Source organism: Lentibacillus sediminis, from assembly GCF_002763455.1.
In the GTDB taxonomy this organism is placed as follows: Bacteria; Bacillota; Bacilli; order Bacillales; family Amphibacillaceae; genus Lentibacillus_D; species Lentibacillus_D sediminis_A.
This window is the reverse complement of sequence record NZ_NIXK01000001.1, coordinates 686,138-704,221: the sequence shown is the minus strand read 5'-3', so window position 1 is coordinate 704,221 and position 18,084 is coordinate 686,138. Positions and strand designations below refer to the sequence as shown.

The 18,084-nt window shown below is 48.9% G+C and carries 16 protein-coding genes; 4 read left to right on the top strand and 12 right to left on the bottom strand.

Annotation, left to right across the window (positions count from 1 at the left end):
• Window positions 1–171: 171 nt before the first annotated feature.
• Window positions 172–1,710 (top strand): multicopper oxidase family protein, encoded by a 1,539-nt coding sequence (locus CEG13_RS03275; protein ID WP_100010323.1) that lies wholly within the window; start codon window positions 172–174, stop codon window positions 1,708–1,710.
• 118 nt (window positions 1,711–1,828) lie between these two features.
• On the opposite strand, the gene CEG13_RS03270 is transcribed toward CEG13_RS03275, so the two are convergent.
• A complete protein-coding gene (locus tag CEG13_RS03270; RefSeq protein WP_100010322.1) occupies window positions 1,829–2,113 on the bottom strand; it encodes a hypothetical protein in 285 nt (94 codons plus the stop codon).
• Window positions 2,114–2,283: 170 nt separating this feature from the next.
• Here CEG13_RS03270 and CEG13_RS03265 point away from each other — a divergent pair, with 170 nt between their 5' ends.
• Together CEG13_RS03265 and CEG13_RS03260 are read left to right on the top strand one after the other, a co-directional pair.
• The gene (locus CEG13_RS03265) at window positions 2,284–3,981 is read left to right on the top strand and encodes a M3 family oligoendopeptidase (RefSeq protein WP_100010321.1); all 1,698 of its coding nucleotides are present in this window, start codon (window positions 2,284–2,286) and stop codon (window positions 3,979–3,981) included.
• Between the two features lie 95 nt (window positions 3,982–4,076).
• Window positions 4,077–4,865, top strand: a complete 789-nt coding sequence (locus tag CEG13_RS03260) for a Cof-type HAD-IIB family hydrolase (protein WP_100010320.1) — start codon at window positions 4,077–4,079, stop codon at window positions 4,863–4,865.
• A gap of 211 nt (window positions 4,866–5,076) precedes the next feature.
• Here the strand turns inward: CEG13_RS03260 and CEG13_RS03255 are convergent, their stop codons facing one another.
• From CEG13_RS03255 to ggt, 3 genes are read right to left on the bottom strand one after another with little or no spacing between them, the layout of a single operon-like run.
• Window positions 5,077–5,604, bottom strand: coding sequence for a chromate transporter (locus CEG13_RS03255; RefSeq protein ID WP_100010319.1), 528 nt, complete (start codon window positions 5,602–5,604; stop codon window positions 5,077–5,079).
• A complete protein-coding gene (locus CEG13_RS03250) occupies window positions 5,601–6,176 on the bottom strand; it encodes a chromate transporter (RefSeq protein ID WP_100010318.1) in 576 nt (191 codons plus the stop codon). Before CEG13_RS03250 ends, CEG13_RS03255 begins: the two co-directional genes overlap by 4 nt.
• Before the next feature lie 25 nt (window positions 6,177–6,201).
• Complete coding sequence (gene ggt, locus CEG13_RS03245) at window positions 6,202–7,815, bottom strand: gamma-glutamyltransferase (RefSeq protein WP_100010317.1); 1,614 nt, start codon at window positions 7,813–7,815, stop codon at window positions 6,202–6,204.
• Between the two features lie 182 nt (window positions 7,816–7,997).
• Here ggt and CEG13_RS03240 point away from each other — a divergent pair, with 182 nt between their 5' ends.
• On the top strand, window positions 7,998–8,447 hold the full coding sequence (locus CEG13_RS03240; protein ID WP_100010316.1) for an Lrp/AsnC family transcriptional regulator: 450 nt from the start codon (window positions 7,998–8,000) through the stop codon (window positions 8,445–8,447).
• A 280-nt stretch (window positions 8,448–8,727) separates the two neighbouring features.
• On the opposite strand, the gene CEG13_RS03235 is transcribed toward CEG13_RS03240, so the two are convergent.
• From CEG13_RS03235 to asnB, 8 genes are all read right to left on the bottom strand, one after another.
• Complete coding sequence (locus tag CEG13_RS03235; protein WP_100010315.1) at window positions 8,728–9,687, bottom strand: threonine ammonia-lyase; 960 nt, start codon at window positions 9,685–9,687, stop codon at window positions 8,728–8,730.
• A 162-nt stretch (window positions 9,688–9,849) separates the two neighbouring features.
• Complete coding sequence (dhaM, locus tag CEG13_RS03230; RefSeq protein ID WP_100010314.1) at window positions 9,850–10,221, bottom strand: dihydroxyacetone kinase phosphoryl donor subunit DhaM; 372 nt, start codon at window positions 10,219–10,221, stop codon at window positions 9,850–9,852.
• Between the two features lies 1 nt (window position 10,222).
• Window positions 10,223–10,843 (bottom strand): dihydroxyacetone kinase subunit DhaL, encoded by a 621-nt coding sequence (dhaL, locus tag CEG13_RS03225; protein ID WP_100010313.1) that lies wholly within the window; start codon window positions 10,841–10,843, stop codon window positions 10,223–10,225.
• A gap of 15 nt (window positions 10,844–10,858) precedes the next feature.
• Window positions 10,859–11,845 (bottom strand): dihydroxyacetone kinase subunit DhaK, encoded by a 987-nt coding sequence (dhaK, locus tag CEG13_RS03220; RefSeq protein ID WP_100010562.1) that lies wholly within the window; start codon window positions 11,843–11,845, stop codon window positions 10,859–10,861.
• Between the two features lie 276 nt (window positions 11,846–12,121).
• A complete protein-coding gene (gene glpK, locus CEG13_RS03215) occupies window positions 12,122–13,615 on the bottom strand; it encodes a glycerol kinase GlpK (RefSeq protein WP_100010312.1) in 1,494 nt (497 codons plus the stop codon).
• Window positions 13,616–13,627: 12 nt separating this feature from the next.
• Window positions 13,628–14,458, bottom strand: coding sequence for an MIP/aquaporin family protein (locus CEG13_RS03210; protein WP_100010311.1), 831 nt, complete (start codon window positions 14,456–14,458; stop codon window positions 13,628–13,630).
• A 233-nt stretch (window positions 14,459–14,691) separates the two neighbouring features.
• Entirely contained in the window at window positions 14,692–15,672 is a 981-nt protein-coding gene (locus CEG13_RS03205; RefSeq protein WP_100010310.1) for a sodium:calcium antiporter, read from the bottom strand.
• A 141-nt stretch (window positions 15,673–15,813) separates the two neighbouring features.
• Window positions 15,814–17,661, bottom strand: coding sequence for an asparagine synthase (glutamine-hydrolyzing) (gene asnB / locus CEG13_RS03200; RefSeq protein ID WP_100010309.1), 1,848 nt, complete (start codon window positions 17,659–17,661; stop codon window positions 15,814–15,816).
• Window positions 17,662–18,084: the final 423 nt, after the last annotated feature.

Sequence of the window (18,084 nt, the reverse complement as noted above, 5' to 3'; positions counted from 1 at the left end):
GTTTTTTATATGAAAACTAATATGTTCTGGAGATATTTTACTCTGTTCTTGATTATCAATACAAGAAAACATGGATGATTGGAATGTAGAAAAATCTGGTTAAAGTGCCCTTTCCATTTGGGTATCTGCCACATATATTGTATGATAACTCAATTACAGAGGATGAATGTCATGAAACTCAACAAGTTTGTTGATCAGCTGCCGATAATGAATACGTTGCAACCATTGGAAAGAGACATACATGGATCGTATTATGAAGTGTCGATGGAGGAATTCAGGCAAAAACTGCACCGGGACTTGAGGCCGACCAGAGTGTGGGGATATAACCGCCAATTTCCAGGTCCGACTTTTGATGTCAACCAGGGTGAACAAATACAGGTGAAATGGATGAATCATTTGCCGGAAAAGCATATTCTTCCCGTTGATAAATCGTTCCATCATTTAGCACATCTTCCGGAAGTACGGACAGTTGTTCATTTACATGGGAGCGAAACAAAACCAGAAAGTGATGGCTATCCGGAAGCATGGTACACCAGGAATTTTAAAGAGACGGGACCGGTCTTCAAAAAAGAAATATATGAATACCCCAATAGGCAGCGGCCTGCAACGCTTTGGTACCATGATCATGCCATGGGGATTACAAGATTAAATGTATACTCCGGGCTTTCCGGTATGTATATTATTCGAAACGAACAGGAGAAAAGACGAAACCTGCCAGAGGGGAAGTATGAGGTCCCGCTTATGATCCAGGACAGATCTTTCAACGAAGACGGTTCCCTTTTTTATCCGCAGGGACCGGATGACGCAGGGGATAATCTGCCTCATCCTTCCATTGTTCCAGCTTTTAACGGAGATACCATTCTTGTAAACGGAAAGGTGTGGCCCTATTTCGAAGTGGAGCCGCGCAAATACCGTTTTCGGATTTTGAATGCATCAAACACCAGAGGGTATCAGCTATCCCTTGAGTCAAAGGAGCCATTTTACCAGATTGGATCAGACGGTGGATTGTTGAGGAAGACTGTAAAATTAAATCAGCTGTCACTGGAACCGGCAGAAAGGGCGGATGTCATCATTGACTTCCAGGGGCATCCGGGGGAGAATCTGATTCTGAAGAATGACCTCGGACCAGATGCGGATCCGGATGACGAAACAGATGAGATTATGCAATTCAGGGTAAGTGCAGACGCTTCAGAAAAGGACAGCAGCACCCTTCCGAAAAATTTGTCCCATATACCTTCTCTAAAGCAGAACAATATTCATGCAATACGGAATTTAAAACTGGCAGGATCTGAAGACGAATATGGGCGTCCATTACTTTTACTGGATAACAAAAAATGGGTAGACCCTGTTTCCGAGAAACCCCGTTTAGGAACAACGGAAATCTGGTCTTTCACTAATATAACCGGTTTTGCCCACCCGATCCACATTCATCTGGTGCAATTCCAGGTGCTGGACCGCCAGCCATTTGATCTGGATCAATATAATAAGGACGGAAGTATTATATTTACTGGCCCCACGACAGCACCCAATTTGAATGAGCGGGGATGGAAGGACACCATTACAGCCCCTTCCGCTCAGATAACACGTGTTATTGCTCATTTTGCTCCATACACAGGAGATTATGTCTGGCATTGCCACATCCTCGAGCATGAGGATTATGATATGATGCGGCCGTTTAGAGTTGTTGATGAGAACGAAGAAAAAAGTTAATCTATTGCCCGCCTTGTTCAAGGGAACAAGGCGGGATTAATTTCACACCAAAGCTTTAGAGATACCTATATCTGATTCATTTATTACATAAAAAAAGAGCGATCAATTTCGCTCTTTTTTACGCTTCAGAATTGGCATACGCATCAAAAATCGACGTGATAATCATGCCGACAGCTGCTGCGAACATGCAGGCGATGCCCCATCCGCCAAGACCAGCTCCCATAATATCCACTTTCCCGACGATCGACCCGGTCAAGATCAATAAGATACCGACAAATCCTACATACAGGCTCGGATAATAGCCAATACGCGAATCCTTGGACATGGCCTTCGCTAAAAATAAGCTGAGTACAGCAATTACCGCTGTCAAAATAACTCCAATCGTGATTACGCTATGTATCATGTCTTCACCTCAAATGAAATATATCGCTTTCTTCAGTATAAAATCGAATGCGGAGAAAGTCAATAAAACGATGGCACCATCAGGCAAAGTTTGCCCCACCTCTCATTTTTCTATAAAAAAAAGGGTTCCTCACCTCCCATGTCGAATAAAACAGGGAAGGGGGAAGCACTATGCAAACATTTGAAGATTACACCTACGAACGCCCGAATCTCGATGAAACAAAAGCGGCATTCAAAGAACTGGTCGAGCAGTTCAAACAAGCCGATTCAGCAGAGGAAGCGATGGCGACCACCCGGGAAATCAATGCCTTAAGCAATCATTTCTCTACGATGGAAAATATCGTCTACATCCGCGCCTCGATCAACACGAAAGATGCGTTCTACCAGAAAGAAGAAGAATTCATGGACAACGCAGAGCCGGAGATGCAGGAGTTGGATACCATCTATTATCAGGCACTAATCGAGTCGCCATACCGGAAAGACCTTGAGGAAAACCTGGGTGAGCAGTTATTTAATATCGCCGACTTCAGCATTCGTTCCTTTTCACCGGAAGTGATTGGGCTCTTGCAGGAGGAAAACCGGCTTGCTACCCGCTATAACAAGCTGATTGCATCGGCGGAAATGGAATTTCAAGGGAAAACCTATACTCTTGCCCAGCTGTCGCCGTTCACTCAGGATCCGGAAAGAAAGACACGCAAGGAAGCCGTCACAGCAAGCACTCACTTTTTTGAAGAAAATGCTTCCGAATTGGACGAGATTTACGACAAGCTGATAAAAGTCCGGCATGAGATCGCCACGAAACTGGGCTTCCGGAATTTTATCGAACTGGGGTATTTACGGATGCAGCGGTTTGACTATAATGCCGAAATGGTTGCTTCTTTCCGCAAACAAATCCGCGAAAAAGTCGTACCGCTTGTCAGCAAATTATATGAAAAGCAGGCTGCACGCATCGGGCTGGATGCGGTTAAATTTTATGATGAGAACTTTGCATTCCAGACAGGGAATCCTGTGCCAAAAGGGAATCCGGAGTGGATTATTGAAAACGGCAAAACGATGTATGAAGAACTGTCAGCGGAAACGGATGAATTCTTTCACTTCATGCTGGACCGCAAACTGATGGATCTTGAGGCGAAAAAAGGCAAAGAGGCGGGCGGTTATTGTACATTCATCGAGAATTACCAGTCGCCGTTCATCTTTTCCAATTTTAACGGTACCTCCGATGACATTGATGTGCTGACCCATGAAGCCGGCCACGCATTTCAGTTTTATTCCAGCCGCCATATTGAGGTCCCGGAATACTTGATCCCAACCTCTGATGCTGCGGAGATCCACTCGATGAGCATGGAATTTTTCACCTGGCCTTGGATGGAAAAGTTCTTCCAGGAAGATACGGAAAAATACAAGTATGCTCATCTTGCCGGCGGACTGCAGTTTCTGCCGTACGGTGCTGCGGTGGATGAATTCCAGCATCTTGTGTACGAACATCCGGAATGGACACCGGCTGAACGCAAAGATGCATGGCGGAAGCTGGAGGAAACATATCTGCCGCACCGCGATTATGACGGGATGTCCTATTTAGAGGCAGGTGGCTTCTGGCAGCGCCAAGGGCACATTTACGAAGTTCCGTTTTATTACATTGATTACACCCTGGCCCAGTTCTGTGCGTTTCAATTCTGGCAACGTTCGCGGGAAAACCGTGCAGAAGCATGGGAGGATTATTTAAACCTTTGTAAGCTCGGCGGTACAAAATCCTTCCTGAACCTCGTAGCGGCAGCGAATCTCAAGTCACCTTTTGAGGAACAGACCATGGATGACGTGGTGCGTTCGGTGGAGGCGTATCTTGATTCGGTGGATGATCAAACATTGTAAATATAGTGGCAGCTCGCAGGATTTGCGGGCTGCTTCTTCTTTTCCATTCTATTGTGCTAAAATAGGTTAGATCATCTGTTGAAAAGGAGAATCCCATGAACTACAAAGCAGTTTTTCTTGATATTGACGGAACCATTTTAAAACCGGACCATACCTATGCCGAATCCACGGCTCAGGCGATTGCCCAGCTGAACGGCAAAGGGGTGGAGGTTTTTATAGCAACAGGCCGCCCGCTGCATGAAGTGGATGACCTCGCCGAATCACTCCATGTCGAATCGTTTATCGGTTATAACGGCTCCTATGCCACCTACCAGCAGGAAACCATTGTGGAAGAACCGATGACCACAGCACTGGTCCGCAAATTTCTCGATGTTGCCAGAGAACACGGGCATGAAATGGTACTATACACAAAGGAGAAAAATTATTTCACCTCCCTGGAGCATCCGTTTGTCCAGCGTTTCAATGAAATTTTCCAGCTGAAGAAGAATGCGCTGTTCACCGAGGATGTCATCGATGAAGTGATCAGTGCCACGATCCTCAACATTCCCGCTTCTGACGCACCGCTTTATGAACAGCAGGGAGACGACCTCCATCTTTCCGCGGTTAATGTGGACGGGGTCGAGCAGTCGTTTGATATTATCCGTAAAAGTGTCAACAAAGGGGAAGCGGTCAAAAAAGTGCTCGAGCGGCTTGACATACCCAAAAAGCAGGCAATCGCTTTTGGCGACGGCATGAACGACAAGGAAATGCTGCAGGCTGTCGGAGAAGGGTTTGCGATGGAAAACGCGCATCCTGATTTATTTGCTTATGCTAAACGCAAGACGACGACGGTGGAAAAGGATGGGATTTATGAGGGGCTGAAGGAGTTGGGGTTGGTGGAATAGCTGGGATTTCAACTGATTCGGCGAGACACGACCTTCTATAAATAAAAGCTAAGCCCTTGAGCTTAGCTTTTTAAATATAATTTGTACCAATTTAAGAGATTGCTGTAGTATCCTTCTTTTAGCCCATTTTTATGGAGAGAGTCCTTCTCTCATGCATTTCGTGCGGTCATCCAGCTAGTTTTGCACGTGAGAGCTTTTCTCTCATGTTCCCCTACAACAGCAATCCACCATAAACAAACGCCCCCAAAATCACAAACGCGGGATGCAATTTACGCCGCTCGATCAGCCAGAAGCTGACTCCGGCAATAATTGCGGTGTGCCAGAAGCCGACACTGGCATGGGAATTAGCGAAAAAGCGCCATGCCATCAGGCCGAGCAGGATGGCAATCACCGGCTGAACAAACAACGTCAGCCGTTTCACTTTCGGCGAATCTTTGTATCTTAATAAAAAGCCCAATAATACGATCATGAGAATCAGGGACGGGGCCACTGTGGCGAAAATTCCGATCACCGAGCCGAGTACGCCGCCGACTTCATAGCCAATGTAGCCAGCCAATTTCGTGGCGATTGGTCCAGGGAGGGAATTTCCCAGTGCCAACACCTCACTGAATTCCTGTACTGTCATCCATTCATAGCGTTTAACCACTTCATTCTCAACCAGCGGAATCGATGCGGGACCGCCGCCGTATCCCAAAATTCCCGGAATGAAGAAAGCGAGGAAAATCTGCCAGTATATCATGACTGGTGCCTTTCTCTTTCTTTGACAGGTGTCCTCTCTTTATCGCGGATGAGCAGTGCGGCCGCCAGCAATACACCGATAATGATGCCCGGATGCACATTCAGCAGCTGGAGAAATAAGAAAATGACGGCACCCAGCACAACTGCCCGTGTCCATCCCAATCCTTTGCCCGCTTTCCGGATAAATTGCCAAGTCAACACTGCCAGCATCATCGCGACGACGGGAACAACCGCGGCTGTCATCCCCTGCACCCAATCAAATTCACTGATGGAGGAAATGGAGGTGAGCAGCAGAATCATTAAAATGATCGTTGGCACAATTGTAGCCAGCACCGCATTAATCAGTCCGACCCAGCCGGAAACCCGGTAACCGATATAACCCGCCAATTTCGTGGCAATCGGTCCGGGCAAAGCATTGCTAAGTGCGATCAGATCACCCAATTCTTCACCATTCATCCATTTGTATTTACCGACAACTTCTTTTTCAATCAGCGGGATCGAGGCCGGCCCGCCGCCGAAACCAAGCATTCCGACGCGAAAAAACGCAATAAAAATATTCCATTGTGTCTGCATACATCACGAATCCTTTATGAATTAATTACCAGGCAGCTACGGTCCCGTCCGTGCGGGATTCCGTCCCGCCGATCAGCACGCCCGTCTCGGGGTCGCGCCAAATAATCTGGCCGCGGCCAAAGCTGTTCGGCTCCAGCTGAATTTTAATCTGATGCCCCTTATCGGCTAGTTCCTGGGCGAGATGATGCGGAAAGCGGTTTTCCACTTCCACGATTTTATCCTTCATCCATTGCCAGCGCGGCGCATCCAGTGCGGCCTGCGGATTAAGCCCAAAGTCCACCGTGTTCATCACTACCTGCACATGGCCCTGTGGCTGCATAAATCCGCCCATCACGCCAAACGGTCCGACCGGAGTCTCGCCTTTTGTCATAAAACCGGGAATGATCGTATGATAGGTGCGCTTTCCGCCGGCAAGTGCATTGACATGATCCGGATCCATGGAAAAATTATGCCCGCGGTTTTGCAGAGCTATTCCCGTTCCCGGCACGACAACCCCGGAGCCAAAGCCCATGTAATTGCTCTGGATAAACGACACCATATTGCCTTCCCCGTCGGCTGCCGCCAAATAAACGGTACCCCCGGAAGTTGGCTCGCCCGCTTCGGGGACCAGCGCTTCCTCGCCAATCAGCGAACGTCGCTGTTCGGCATAGGCTTCACTCAAAATTTGCTCTGCCGTATAGCGCATATGTTTATCTTCTGTCACATGCATGGCGGCATCAGCAAACGCCAATTTAATCGCATCAATCTGTTTATGGTATGTTTCTACTGATTCTTTTTCCGGAAAATCAAAGCCTTTCAAAATGTTCAACGCCTGCAGCGCAACAATCCCCTGCCCGTTTGGCGGGATTTCCCAGACATCATAGCCGCGGTAGTTTGCCTTGATCGGCTCCACCCACTCCGCCTGGTGTTCTGCAAGATCTTCTGCGGTTAAAAATCCGCCGTTCTCCTTGGAAAAGGCAGCAATTTTTTCTGCCAGCTCTCCTCGGTAAAACGATTCCGCATTGGTCTCAGCAATCTCTTTAAGTGTTTTTGCATGACCCGGAGAGGACCAGATTTCACCGATCTTTGGCGCCCGGCCGTTTGGTGCAAATGTCTCGAACCAGGGCTTGAACACATCATCGGTCAAATTTTCCTTGAAGTTAGCATATGCCTTTTTCCAAAATTTAGCTAATGTTGGGGTGAGCGGAAACCCTTCTGAAGCATAAGTGATGGCAGGCTCCAATACTTCGGTGAGCGGCAGCCGGCCAAATTTCCGGGACAGTTCCGCCCAGGCAGCTGGTGTTCCCGGCACGGTCACTGGTGTCCATCCATGTGTCGGGATCTCTTCATTCCCTTGCTCACGGACTTTATCAATCGAAATGGACTTCGGCGAGCGGCCGCTTCCATTCAGTCCGTGCAGCTTTCCTTTTGTCCAAACGAGCGCAAATGCGTCACTGCCAATCCCATTCGACGTCGGCTCCACCACGGTTAGACACGCCGCTGTTGCAATAGCGGCATCAATCGCATTGCCGCCTTTTTTCAAAATTTCCATACCAGCCTGGGATGCCAGCGGCTGAGAGGTTGCCACCATGCCATTTTTCGCATAGGCGGCGTTTCTGGTAACGGCATACGGGTATGCCGGGTTAGCAAAAGCCTTCATGAAAAACGCTCCTTACTTGAGAGATAATTTTTCGAATTATATAATATGGTAAGAGATAAACCGCGATTTGTCAATCATTTTTAAAGCTTATTTTTATATTTACTTACATTTTACATGGATTTCCTTATATAAGCTTTCAATTTGTGTTATACTAGACGGAAATGAGAGTAGGAGTTAAACCAATGAAATATGATGAGATTGATAAAAAATTACTGGAAGTTCTCTCCGACGATGGGCGAATATCGTATGTGGAACTAGCTGAAAAAGTCGGTTTGTCACGTGTCGCGGTGAAGGACCGCATCCAGAGCCTGAAAGAAAAAGGCATTATTGAAAAGTTTTCCGTTGTGATCAATTCGGAAAAGGCCGGTAAAAAAGTTTCCGCGTTCTTTGAAGTAGATGTGGAGCCCAAACAGCTGCAGGAAGTCGCCCAAAATCTGGCCGACAATCCGAATGTCGCAAGCATCTACCAGATGACCGGGCCAAGCACCCTGCATATGCATGTGCTGGTCGAGGACTTTCAAATGCTGGAAGTGTTTATTAATAATGAGCTTTATGCTGTGGAAGGGATTACGCGGGTGGAAAGCTCGGTGATTTTGAAGCGGTTTAAGAGTCGGAATGGGTATAAGCTTTAAGGTCAGTGCGGGATTAGTCAGATGTGAGTCGCGCGATTTGGTATGCGGAGTGCGCAATTTAGCGGTGTGGATGCGCGATTTGGTGATGGCGCCACGCGATTGAGGTGTGGCTCGCTCGACTTCGGGTGTTGCTCGCTCGACTTTGGGTGCGGCTCGCTCGACTTTGGACGGAGCGCGATTTACCAGTCCAATCGCTCGAACTGGTTGCACCTGCTCAAAATCGGGGGCCAGTCGCTCGATTGAAGTCGGATTGCTGAGGGGGCCCCCAGACAATTCACCCCTACTCCCCAAACATAGACAAAACTTCCCCGAGATTCCCGACATCCACATTGCCGCCTGAGAGCACGCAGACGATGCGCTTATCCCTCGCCCCCAATTTATCAAACATCGCAGCGGCTACCGTTACTGCGCTGGACGGTTCTATCAGCTGTTTCATTCGTTCCAGCACAAACACCTGCGCCTGGAGGATTTCGTCCTCACTGACGAGCACCAGATCATCCACGTATTTCTGGACAATAGGAAAAGTCACATCTCCCGGTTGGCTTGTGCGCAGCCCGTCAGCCATGGTCCGAGTTCCTGGAATCGAAGTGATCTTTCCCTTTTCCAGCGACAAATACGTATCATTGGCGCTCTCCGGCTCGACTCCGATCACTTTCACGGAAGGGTTGATTTCTTTTATGGCGGTCAAAATGCCGGAAATCAGTCCGCCGCCGCCAACCGGGACAACCACCAAATCGACATCATGCACCTGGTCGAGGATCTCCAATCCTACGGTGCCCTGTCCGGCGATAATATACGGATCATCATATGGTGGAATCACCATCCCATTATTTTCCCTGGCCAGCTCTTCCGCCCGCGGCAGCCGCTCGGCAGAAGTCGTGCCGCATTTTTCTATTTCTCCATTATAGGCATGAATCGCGCCCAGCTTGCTTCGGTTGGCATCTTCCGGCACAACAATGGTCGCGGGCGTCCTGAGTTTGTTCGCTATATAAGAAACAGCCTGTCCATGATTCCCCGAGGACGCGGCCGTGATAAACGTCGCCCCTTCCTGTACGGCATGCTTTACCTTGTTGGTTGCTCCGCGGATTTTGAAGGAGCCGGTTTTCTGGAAATGCTCTCCCTTGAAAAGCATCTGATTGCCACAGATAGAGGAAAGCGTGGCAGAACTGAGGATGGGGGTTTTGTTTATGACATCGGCAATTTGCTCGCGTGCTGTTTGAATATCGTTCAATTTTATCATGTTCTCACTCCTTTTGAGGGAGCAGATCCTCCCTGTTCTAATCGGTTCTCTTACATACATTCTACACTCATGGCCGATTTCCTTCTAATCAATCGATTTTTTAATAGAAAAACCAGTGCCACTCATCCAAAGGGCAGCACTGGTCTCCATAAAAATACCTTATTAAAATGCCTTTTCCACAGCATCGGCTACTTCCTGCAGGCTTTTCCCCATGCCGGATTCCACAGCAGCAACATAAGCCGCTTCAACAAGAGGGGCTTCCATCAGTTTAATCTCTGTTGATTCTGCCATTTCCATCGCCATCTCTGCATTCATCTTAGCACTGCCAATGTCGTAGAAAAGCAGGACGCCTTTCCCTTTGTCGGCTCGCTCCATTGCCTGCTGGATTTTCTCGATGCTCGTACCAATTTCGTTATCGTCTGTTCCGCCGGCTGTCTCCACCGGCACATCGGTCATCACCTGCTGAATCAGCTCCTGCAGTCCCTCAGCGATTTTCGCACTATGAGAAATCAGCACAATACCAACATAGGACATTTTACCCCTCCTCTCCCAAAATTTCCGCAAGTGCAGCAAACAGGTAATAGGAGGAGGCAGCTCCCGGATCAATATGCCCGGCTGATTTTTCTTTAAAATAAGCGGCCCGGCCTTTGGCAGCTACCATATCCTTCGTTTTCTCCATTGCTTCTTTTGCGGTTTGTTTCATCGCTTCTGCATCAAATTCCGAAGCATCTTCCAGGTATTGTGCGGTTGGAAGCCAGACATCCACCAATGTTTTTTCCTCCGGCTGGACTTTGCCGCGGTCCATGATTCCCTGTGCCGCTTCCCGGATGCCTTTTGCGAAATCTGTAGCGTTGATCGTTTCCTGCCCTTTAACTGCGGTGGAAAATCTCAGAAACGCCGTGCCGAATAATGGACCTGAAGCGCCTCCCACCTTGGACATCAGCGTCATTGCCGTATCTTTAAGCACATCCGAAACCGTGTCATAATCCTGTTCGTTCAGCTTATCCGCGACCGCCTGAAATCCGCGTGCCATGTTGATGCCATGGTCGCCGTCCCCGATTTTTTGGTCAAGGTCGGTGAGATATTCTTTATTCTCTTGAATGGTTTCATTGGTATGATGCATCCATTGCTTGATTGCTGCTGCGTTTAATTCCATGATTAATCTCCTTTCCTATTGGCGAAATGCCGGTGCTTCCGATGGGGCATCCAATAGTTTTTTCCGTTCATCATTGAGTTTCAGTAAGGTAACAGAGCAGCCTGCCATTTCCAGGGAAGTCATATATTCCCCGACAAAAGTTTTATAAACCTGGAGTTCTTTTTCCCGCAGGAGCTGCTGCACGCGACGGTTGACGAGGTGTAGCTCCATTTCCGGTGTGGAACCGAGCCCATTGATCATTACCGCGAGTGAGCTGCCGCTTGGAAAATCAGCATCGGCTAGGACTTTCTCCATGAGCTCCTGAGCGATCTCATCTGCTGAAGCGAGTTCTTTGCGTTCAATTCCAGGCTCACCATGGATTCCAATGCCTATTTCCATTTCGTTTTCCCCAAGTTCGAAGCTCGGTTTGCCGGAAGCCGGAACAATACACGGAGTCAGCGCCATACCAAGAGAGCGGACATTTTCCACTACCTCTTTTGCTGCGGTTTGCACCTCCTCAAGGGTCGCTCCCGTGTCCGCCATTGCACCGGCAATCTTATGAACGAAAATGGTGCCGGCGATGCCTCTTCTGGCTGGCACGTTTTCGACAGACACATCATCATTGACGATGACTTGTGCTGTCTGGATGCCCTCTGCTTCGGCTAGTTCTGCGGCCATTTCAAAATTCAATACATCCCCTGAATAATTTTTGATGACCAAAAGTACGCCTGCTCCGCCATCTGCAACCTTGATTGCTTCCAGGATTTGGTCAGGTGCGGGCGATGTGAAAACTTCTCCGGCCACGGCTGCATCAAGCATTCCTTTTCCAACATAGCCTGCATGCGCCGGCTCGTGTCCGCTTCCGCCGCCGCTCACGATTCCTACTTTATTTTGCACTGGTGCGTCGGATCTAGTAATTACTGTCGTATCAGGCAGTTGCTTTACATGCTCAGGGTAAGCTGCGGCGATTCCCTGTACCATCTCCTGTACGGTATTGTCTGGGTTATTGATTATTTTTTTCAATTTGGTTTCCTCCTTATTCGGGTTGATGTCTTGTTTTGATTGGGTGATGTTTTTTTCTCTCGGCCGGAAGTTTTCACTTTCGACGGGAAGTTTCCGTTCTCGACCGGAAGTTTTCGCTCTCGGCCTGAAGTTTCTGTTCTCGGCCGGAAGTCTTCCCTCTCGACCGGAAGTCTCCGCTCTCGGGCGGAAGTTCCCACCCCCGGCACGAACCATCCACCACAATCAAAAGAGAGACCCGCCTCATTCCATCCAAAGCCGGTCTCCCCTTCCAGTCAATTATTTAAACACACGCGTAGCCTCAACCGCTTTCTTCCAGCCGGCATACAGCTCATCACGCTCAATCAAATCCATTCCCTGCTCAAATGTTTTCTCATTCTGCCACTGCTTGCCGATCTCTTCCTTGTCTTTCCAGTAGCCGACTGCCAGGCCTGCCAAGTAGGCAGATCCCAGGGCAGTTGTTTCCTGAACGACAGGCCGCTCTACCGGCACGCCAACCATGTCGCTCTGGAATTGCATCAGAAAGTCATTTTTGACGGCGCCGCCATCGACACGTAATGTTTTAAGATCAATTCCGGAATCTTCCACCATCGCGTCAAGCACATCTTTGGACTGATAGGCAAGGGACTCAAGCGTCGCCCGGACGATGTGCTCGCGCTTCGTTCCCCGGGTCAGCCCGAAGAAAGCACCACGCGCATCACTGTCCCAATATGGCGTTCCAAGCCCAACGAATGCCGGTACCATGTACACGCCGTCCGTCGAGTCCACTCGAGTCGCATATGCCTCGCTCTCCGGGGAATCATCAATAATTTTCAAGCCGTCCCGGAGCCATTGAATTGCCGAACCGGAGACAAAAATGCTTCCTTCCAGCGCGTATTCCACTTTGCCGTCCACACCCCATGCGAGCGTAGTCAAGAGGCCATGGTCGGATTGCACACCTTCTTCTCCGGTATTCATCAGCATAAATCCGCCTGTGCCGTACGTGTTTTTCGCCATGCCTTTTTCAAAGCAGGCCTGGCCGAACAAGGCTGCCTGCTGGTCACCGGCAATTCCCGCAATCGGCACTTCCTCGCCGAAGAAATGATAGCTCACCGTATTGGCATATACTTCCGAGGATTCATGGACCTCCGGCAGCATACTTTTCGGTACACCGAGCATATCCAGGAGTTCGTCATCCCACTCTAAATCATAAATGTTAAACAGCATCGTCCGCGAAGCATTGGAATAGTCGGTAATATGTGTTTTGCCGCCGGAAAGCTTGTAAACAAGCCATGTATCCATCGTGCCAAACAGCAGATCGCCATTCTCTGCTTTTTCCCGTGCACCTTCCACATTGTCAAGCAGCCACTTGATTTTCGTCCCGGAAAAATACGGATCAATCAAGAGGCCCGTCTTTTTCCGCACCATTTGCTCATAGCCCTGTTCATTCAGCTCTTTGCAAATATCTTCTGTCTGACGGGATTGCCAGACAATCGCTTTATGGATCGGTCTGCCTGTATGTTTATCCCAAATCACCGTCGTTTCCCGCTGATTGGTAATCCCGATTCCAGCTACCTGACTCGCATCGACATCCGCTTTGCGCAGTACATCCGCGATACAGGAAAGCACCGACGTCCAGATCTCATTCGCATCATGTTCCACCCAGCCTGGTTTCGGGAAAAATTGCTCAAATTCCTTTTGCCCGGTTTCCACAATCGAGCCTTCTTGGTTAAACAAAATCGCCCGTGAACTGGTTGTACCTTGGTCAATTGATAAAATATACTTTTCGCTCATGTTATCCACTCCTCAGCTAATATTTTCTTCAAGTTCGTCTGCTTTCGTATGACCTTTTTTCAGCTCCGAATTGGCCGCTCCTACTAAAATAATAGCAACTACGGCACTCAATATCCAGAATAATGCAGAAAATTCTCCTAGAAACATAGCTTGATAGAATACCGCGCCGTAAGCTCCACCGAGTAACGGACCGACAATCGGCACCCAGGCATAGCTCCAGTCCGAGCTGCCTTTTCCCGGAATCGGCAAGAGCGCATGGGCAATCCGCGGCCCCAGGTCACGAGCCGGGTTGATCGCATACCCCGTTGCCCCGCCCAGTGACATACCAATCGCCACAATCAAAGCTCCGACAATCAGCGGGTTCAGTCCATCGGTAAATTCATTTGCCCCGATAAACATCAACCCCATCAGAAGGACAAATGTACCAATCATCTCACTGACCAGGTTGGAAAGCGGACTGCGGATCGCCGGCGTGGTTGAAAAAACATCCCGCTTGGCAACTTTATCCTGCGTTACTCTCCAGTGCGGCAAGTAGTTAAGAAAGACAATCACTGCACCAATGATCGCACCAATCACCTGGGCAAGCATGTACATCGGCACCTTGGCCCATGGAAAATCACCAGCCACTGCGAACCCAAGGGTCACAGCCGGGTTAATATGCGCCCCGGTAAAACTCCCCACCGCGTATACACCCATTGTCACACCAAGTCCCCAGGCAAGCGTGATCAGCACCCAGCCAGTTCCCTCTGCCTTGGATTTTTTCAGAACCACGCCCGCAACCACCCCGCCCCCTAAGGTGACGAGAATCATTGTACCTATCAATTCAGCTAAAAATTCAGGCATTTTAAAGCACTCCCTTATGTGTTTTCATTAAAGCGTATTCAACCGGTTGACAAGTTAGACGAAAGAAGCAAAAAAAGATCCATGCTGTAATAAACATACCCTTTTTTCGGAAAAAGTATGTTTTCAGCATGGATCTCCTTGTCTCCATCACATCTTAACTTGTAAAACAATCGTACCACTGTTTGAAAACGTTGTCAATCAGTGAGCTTGAAGAACGGCGCAATGCCCGCTCATCAAGAAATAAAAATCAAATAAGAAACAACAAAATAACCAATTACGGTAACCACCGAAGGAATATTGTACGTCCAGGAAGACAGCGACTGTTTCCGCATGAGTGCCCAGATCAGCACAAGACTAAGGGCGGTAATGCCGATCGCGGTATATATATGCGAGTTAGCGACATCGGTCAAAATCGAACCTTCCTGATACACTGCATCGGAAACCGCGAGAATGACCATATTGAACATATTGCTGCCGAGAATCGAACCGATAGCCAGGTTAACATTTTTCAGACGCAAAGCGGCAAAGACCGACACGGCTTCGGGAAGCGAGGTCGTTGCAGCGATCAGGAAACTGCCGACAAAGCTCGAGCCCATCCCTGTGATTACAGCAATCCGGTCACCAGTCACAGAGAGCACCGTACCAACTGCCATGATCCCGACTGCTGCGATGATAAATCCGATCACCGCATGCCGGACAGAGGTAGTTTTTATCTCCTTATCCGTTTCTTCATCATCCGATTCCTGTGGCGCAGAAGGCAGTCTGCTGATAACCAGCATACCAATCAGGTAAACCACCAAGACGAGCAGGGAATCCACCCCGATGCCAAGAATGGTATAATCAATACGCAGGACAAGTGCAAGTGCCACCATCAACATCAAGAATAATCCGAGCAGTGCCGAATACAAATGGCTGCTGCTGGCTAAATGATACAATTTTTTTCTCCGGTAAAAAAGGTCAAACACCGCGAGTATCAGCAAATTAAACAGATTGGAACCTAGCATGTTGCCAATCGCGATGTCGATGTTGCCAATCACCACCGCCGAGAAACTTGTCGTTACCTCAGGCAGGGATGTCGCCGCGGCCAGGAGGACCGTCCCGACGAGCATGCCGCCCATCGCCGTTTTTTCACTGATCACATCGGCATATTTTGATAATTTCATTGCTGCGAAAACAGTAAGTGCAGCCGCCAAAAGAAATACGACATAAACCAAACATGTTCACTCCTATCCATCTATCTATTTCCCATTTTATCGAAAAAAATGCAAGATAGGGCGAAATGTGTCTTCTGGAAAAGGATCAAAATACAGAAAAACACCCTGCCAAGGTCCCGAAACCCGCGGCAGAGCGCCATCTTACTCATTCACTTTTATGTCATATTTACGGAGCCAGTAATCAATCTGGCATAAATGAGCGATCAGCTGCGGACCGCGCATTAACTGGCCATACCATGGATCTTTGAATTCCTTCCCTTCACTTTTGACAATGGCCGCGATTTTTTCCCTGTTCATAAAACCAAATAATGGGGAGTCCGGATCGGCCAGCACTTCATCCATCCACTTAACCACTGCACTGGTATATTCCGGCTGGAACGTTCTTGGATACGGGCTTTTCTTCCGGTACAGCACCTCATCAGGCAAAACCCCTTCCAGCGCCTTCCGCAAAATGCCCTTCTCCCGACTCCCGGCCATTTTCATTTCCCAGGGAATATTCCAGACATATTCCACCAGCTTGTGTTCGGCATACGGCACCCGCACCTCCAGGCTTGCCCCCATACTCATCCGGTCTTTTCGGTCGAGAAGCTGTGCCATAAACCAGTGGATATTGAGGTAAAACAATTCCCGTCTTTTGGCTTCTTCTTTACTTTCCCCGGTTAGCCTTGGCGTCTCCTCGAGGGTCTCGCGAGCCCGATCATGCACATAGGTTTTTAAATCCAGTTTCTTCTGCCATTCCGGATGTAGCAGATCGATCCGCGAATCAAGGGAGCGCATCCACGGAAAACCGTCTCCGCCCACAGTCGACGGATCATGAAACCAGGGATAGCCGCCAAAAATTTCATCGGCACATTCACCCGACAGACTCACCGTTGTATGCCGCTTGATCTGCCGGCAAAACCAGAGCATCGAGGAATCAATGTCCGCCATGCCTGGCTGATCTCTTAGGGTTACCGATTCTTTTAAATGGTCAGCCAATGCCCCGCCGGAGATCACTTCATCATGGTGATCGGACTGACTGAATGCCGCCATCTTCTGAACCCACGGCTGATCACTGGAAGGCTGAAATTTGCTCTTCTTAAAGTGCTGGTCATTCCCTTCATAATCAACCGAAAAAGTCGGAAGCGGATCTTTCCCCTGCTTTTTGAAATAATCAGCAGCAATCGCCGTGATTGCACTGGAGTCCACCCCGCCGGATAAAAACGCAGAAACCGGCACATCAGAGACGAGCTGCCGCTGCACCGCATCGACAAATAACTCCCTCACCTGTGCCGCCGTATCCTCCTCATTATCCTCATGCTCCATGCTTTTCACATTCCAGTAGCGCCAACGTTTGAGTCCATTTTTGGAAAACGTGAGCGCATGACCGGCACGGAGTTCATCGATATCTTTGAAAATCCCATGCCCCGGGGTGCGGGAGGGACCCAGACCAAAAATTTCCGCCAGCCCGGAGCGGTCCACCTCTGCCTCCACGTCCGGATGAGCGAGAATGGCTTTTAATTCGGAGCCGAAAATAAACTGGCCGCCGCCTTCTTTATAAAACAGCGGTTTCACGCCAAGCCGATCCCGCGCCATGAAAAGCTGGTCTCGCTCTCCATCCCATATCCCAAATGCAAAAATTCCGTTCAGATGGTCCAAACAATCTTCTTTCCATTCCAGATAAGCCGTCAGCAGCACTTCTGTATCCGAAGTCGATTGAAACGTATAGCCGCGTTTTTTTAGTTCCGTGCGCAGTTCTTCCGTATTATAAAGTTCTCCATTATAAACAATAGTGCAATTGCTGCCGTTTTTCTGCTTCGTCATCGGCTGCTTTCCCCCAGCAGGATCCACAACGGAAAGCCGCTTATGCCCAAACGCAACATGCTGTCCCAGCCAAATTTGCGAATCATCCGGCCCCCGGTGCATCAGCGTCTCTGCCATTTTCTCCACTGTCTGCCGCTCCGACCGGACATCTTTATGCCAATTAATATAGCCAGTAATTCCGCACAAAACCCGTTCACCCTCTCCTGATGCAATAAGCTTCAGCCTCAATTGTATGCGGGAGGAGGGGTGATTATGCGAATCTGTGAATTTATTAATATATTTATGGGTTGAGGGATGTATGAGTGGTCGTGCGATTTGAGTCTGGGGCGCGCGACTTGGGCGTGTGAGCGCGCGACTTAGAGTGCGGGGCGCGCGATTTGAGGTGTTGGCCGCGCGACTTGGAGTGCGGGGCGCGCGATTGGAAGGTTCATTCGTTTCTGGCAGGCCAACCAACTGGTATTTATGTGAACAACTCTCTACGACATTTCGAACACTTTCCCTGCCACTTTTGTCCTTGAGAATCGATCTCGTAGACATTTCGAGCACTCTCCCTGCCACCTTTGTCCTTGAGAATCGATCTCGTAGACATTTCAAGTCCTCTCCCCACTG

Bases quoted from the DNA above. Each gene is read 5' to 3' on its own strand.
- CEG13_RS03235 (WP_100010315.1), bottom strand. From the start codon at position 9,687: ATGATAAAATTGAACGATATTCAAACAGCACGCGAGCAAATTGCCGAT.
- ggt (WP_100010317.1), bottom strand. From the start codon at position 7,815: ATGAAGGCTTTTGCTAACCCGGCATACCCGTATGCCGTTACCAGAAAC.
- dhaM (WP_100010314.1), bottom strand. From the start codon at position 10,221: ATGTCCTATGTTGGTATTGTGCTGATTTCTCATAGTGCGAAAATCGCT.
- CEG13_RS03275 (WP_100010323.1), top strand. From the start codon at position 172: ATGAAACTCAACAAGTTTGTTGATCAGCTGCCGATAATGAATACGTTG.
- CEG13_RS03260 (WP_100010320.1), top strand. From the start codon at position 4,077: ATGAACTACAAAGCAGTTTTTCTTGATATTGACGGAACCATTTTAAAA.
- CEG13_RS03265 (WP_100010321.1), top strand. From the start codon at position 2,284: ATGCAAACATTTGAAGATTACACCTACGAACGCCCGAATCTCGATGAA.
- dhaL (WP_100010313.1), bottom strand. From the start codon at position 10,843: ATGGAATTAAACGCAGCAGCAATCAAGCAATGGATGCATCATACCAAT.
- CEG13_RS03255 (WP_100010319.1), bottom strand. From the start codon at position 5,604: ATGATATACTGGCAGATTTTCCTCGCTTTCTTCATTCCGGGAATTTTG.
- CEG13_RS03210 (WP_100010311.1), bottom strand. From the start codon at position 14,458: ATGCCTGAATTTTTAGCTGAATTGATAGGTACAATGATTCTCGTCACC.
- CEG13_RS03270 (WP_100010322.1), bottom strand. From the start codon at position 2,113: ATGATACATAGCGTAATCACGATTGGAGTTATTTTGACAGCGGTAATT.
- glpK (WP_100010312.1), bottom strand. From the start codon at position 13,615: ATGAGCGAAAAGTATATTTTATCAATTGACCAAGGTACAACCAGTTCA.
- CEG13_RS03250 (WP_100010318.1), bottom strand. From the start codon at position 6,176: ATGCAGACACAATGGAATATTTTTATTGCGTTTTTTCGCGTCGGAATG.
- CEG13_RS03240 (WP_100010316.1), top strand. From the start codon at position 7,998: ATGAAATATGATGAGATTGATAAAAAATTACTGGAAGTTCTCTCCGAC.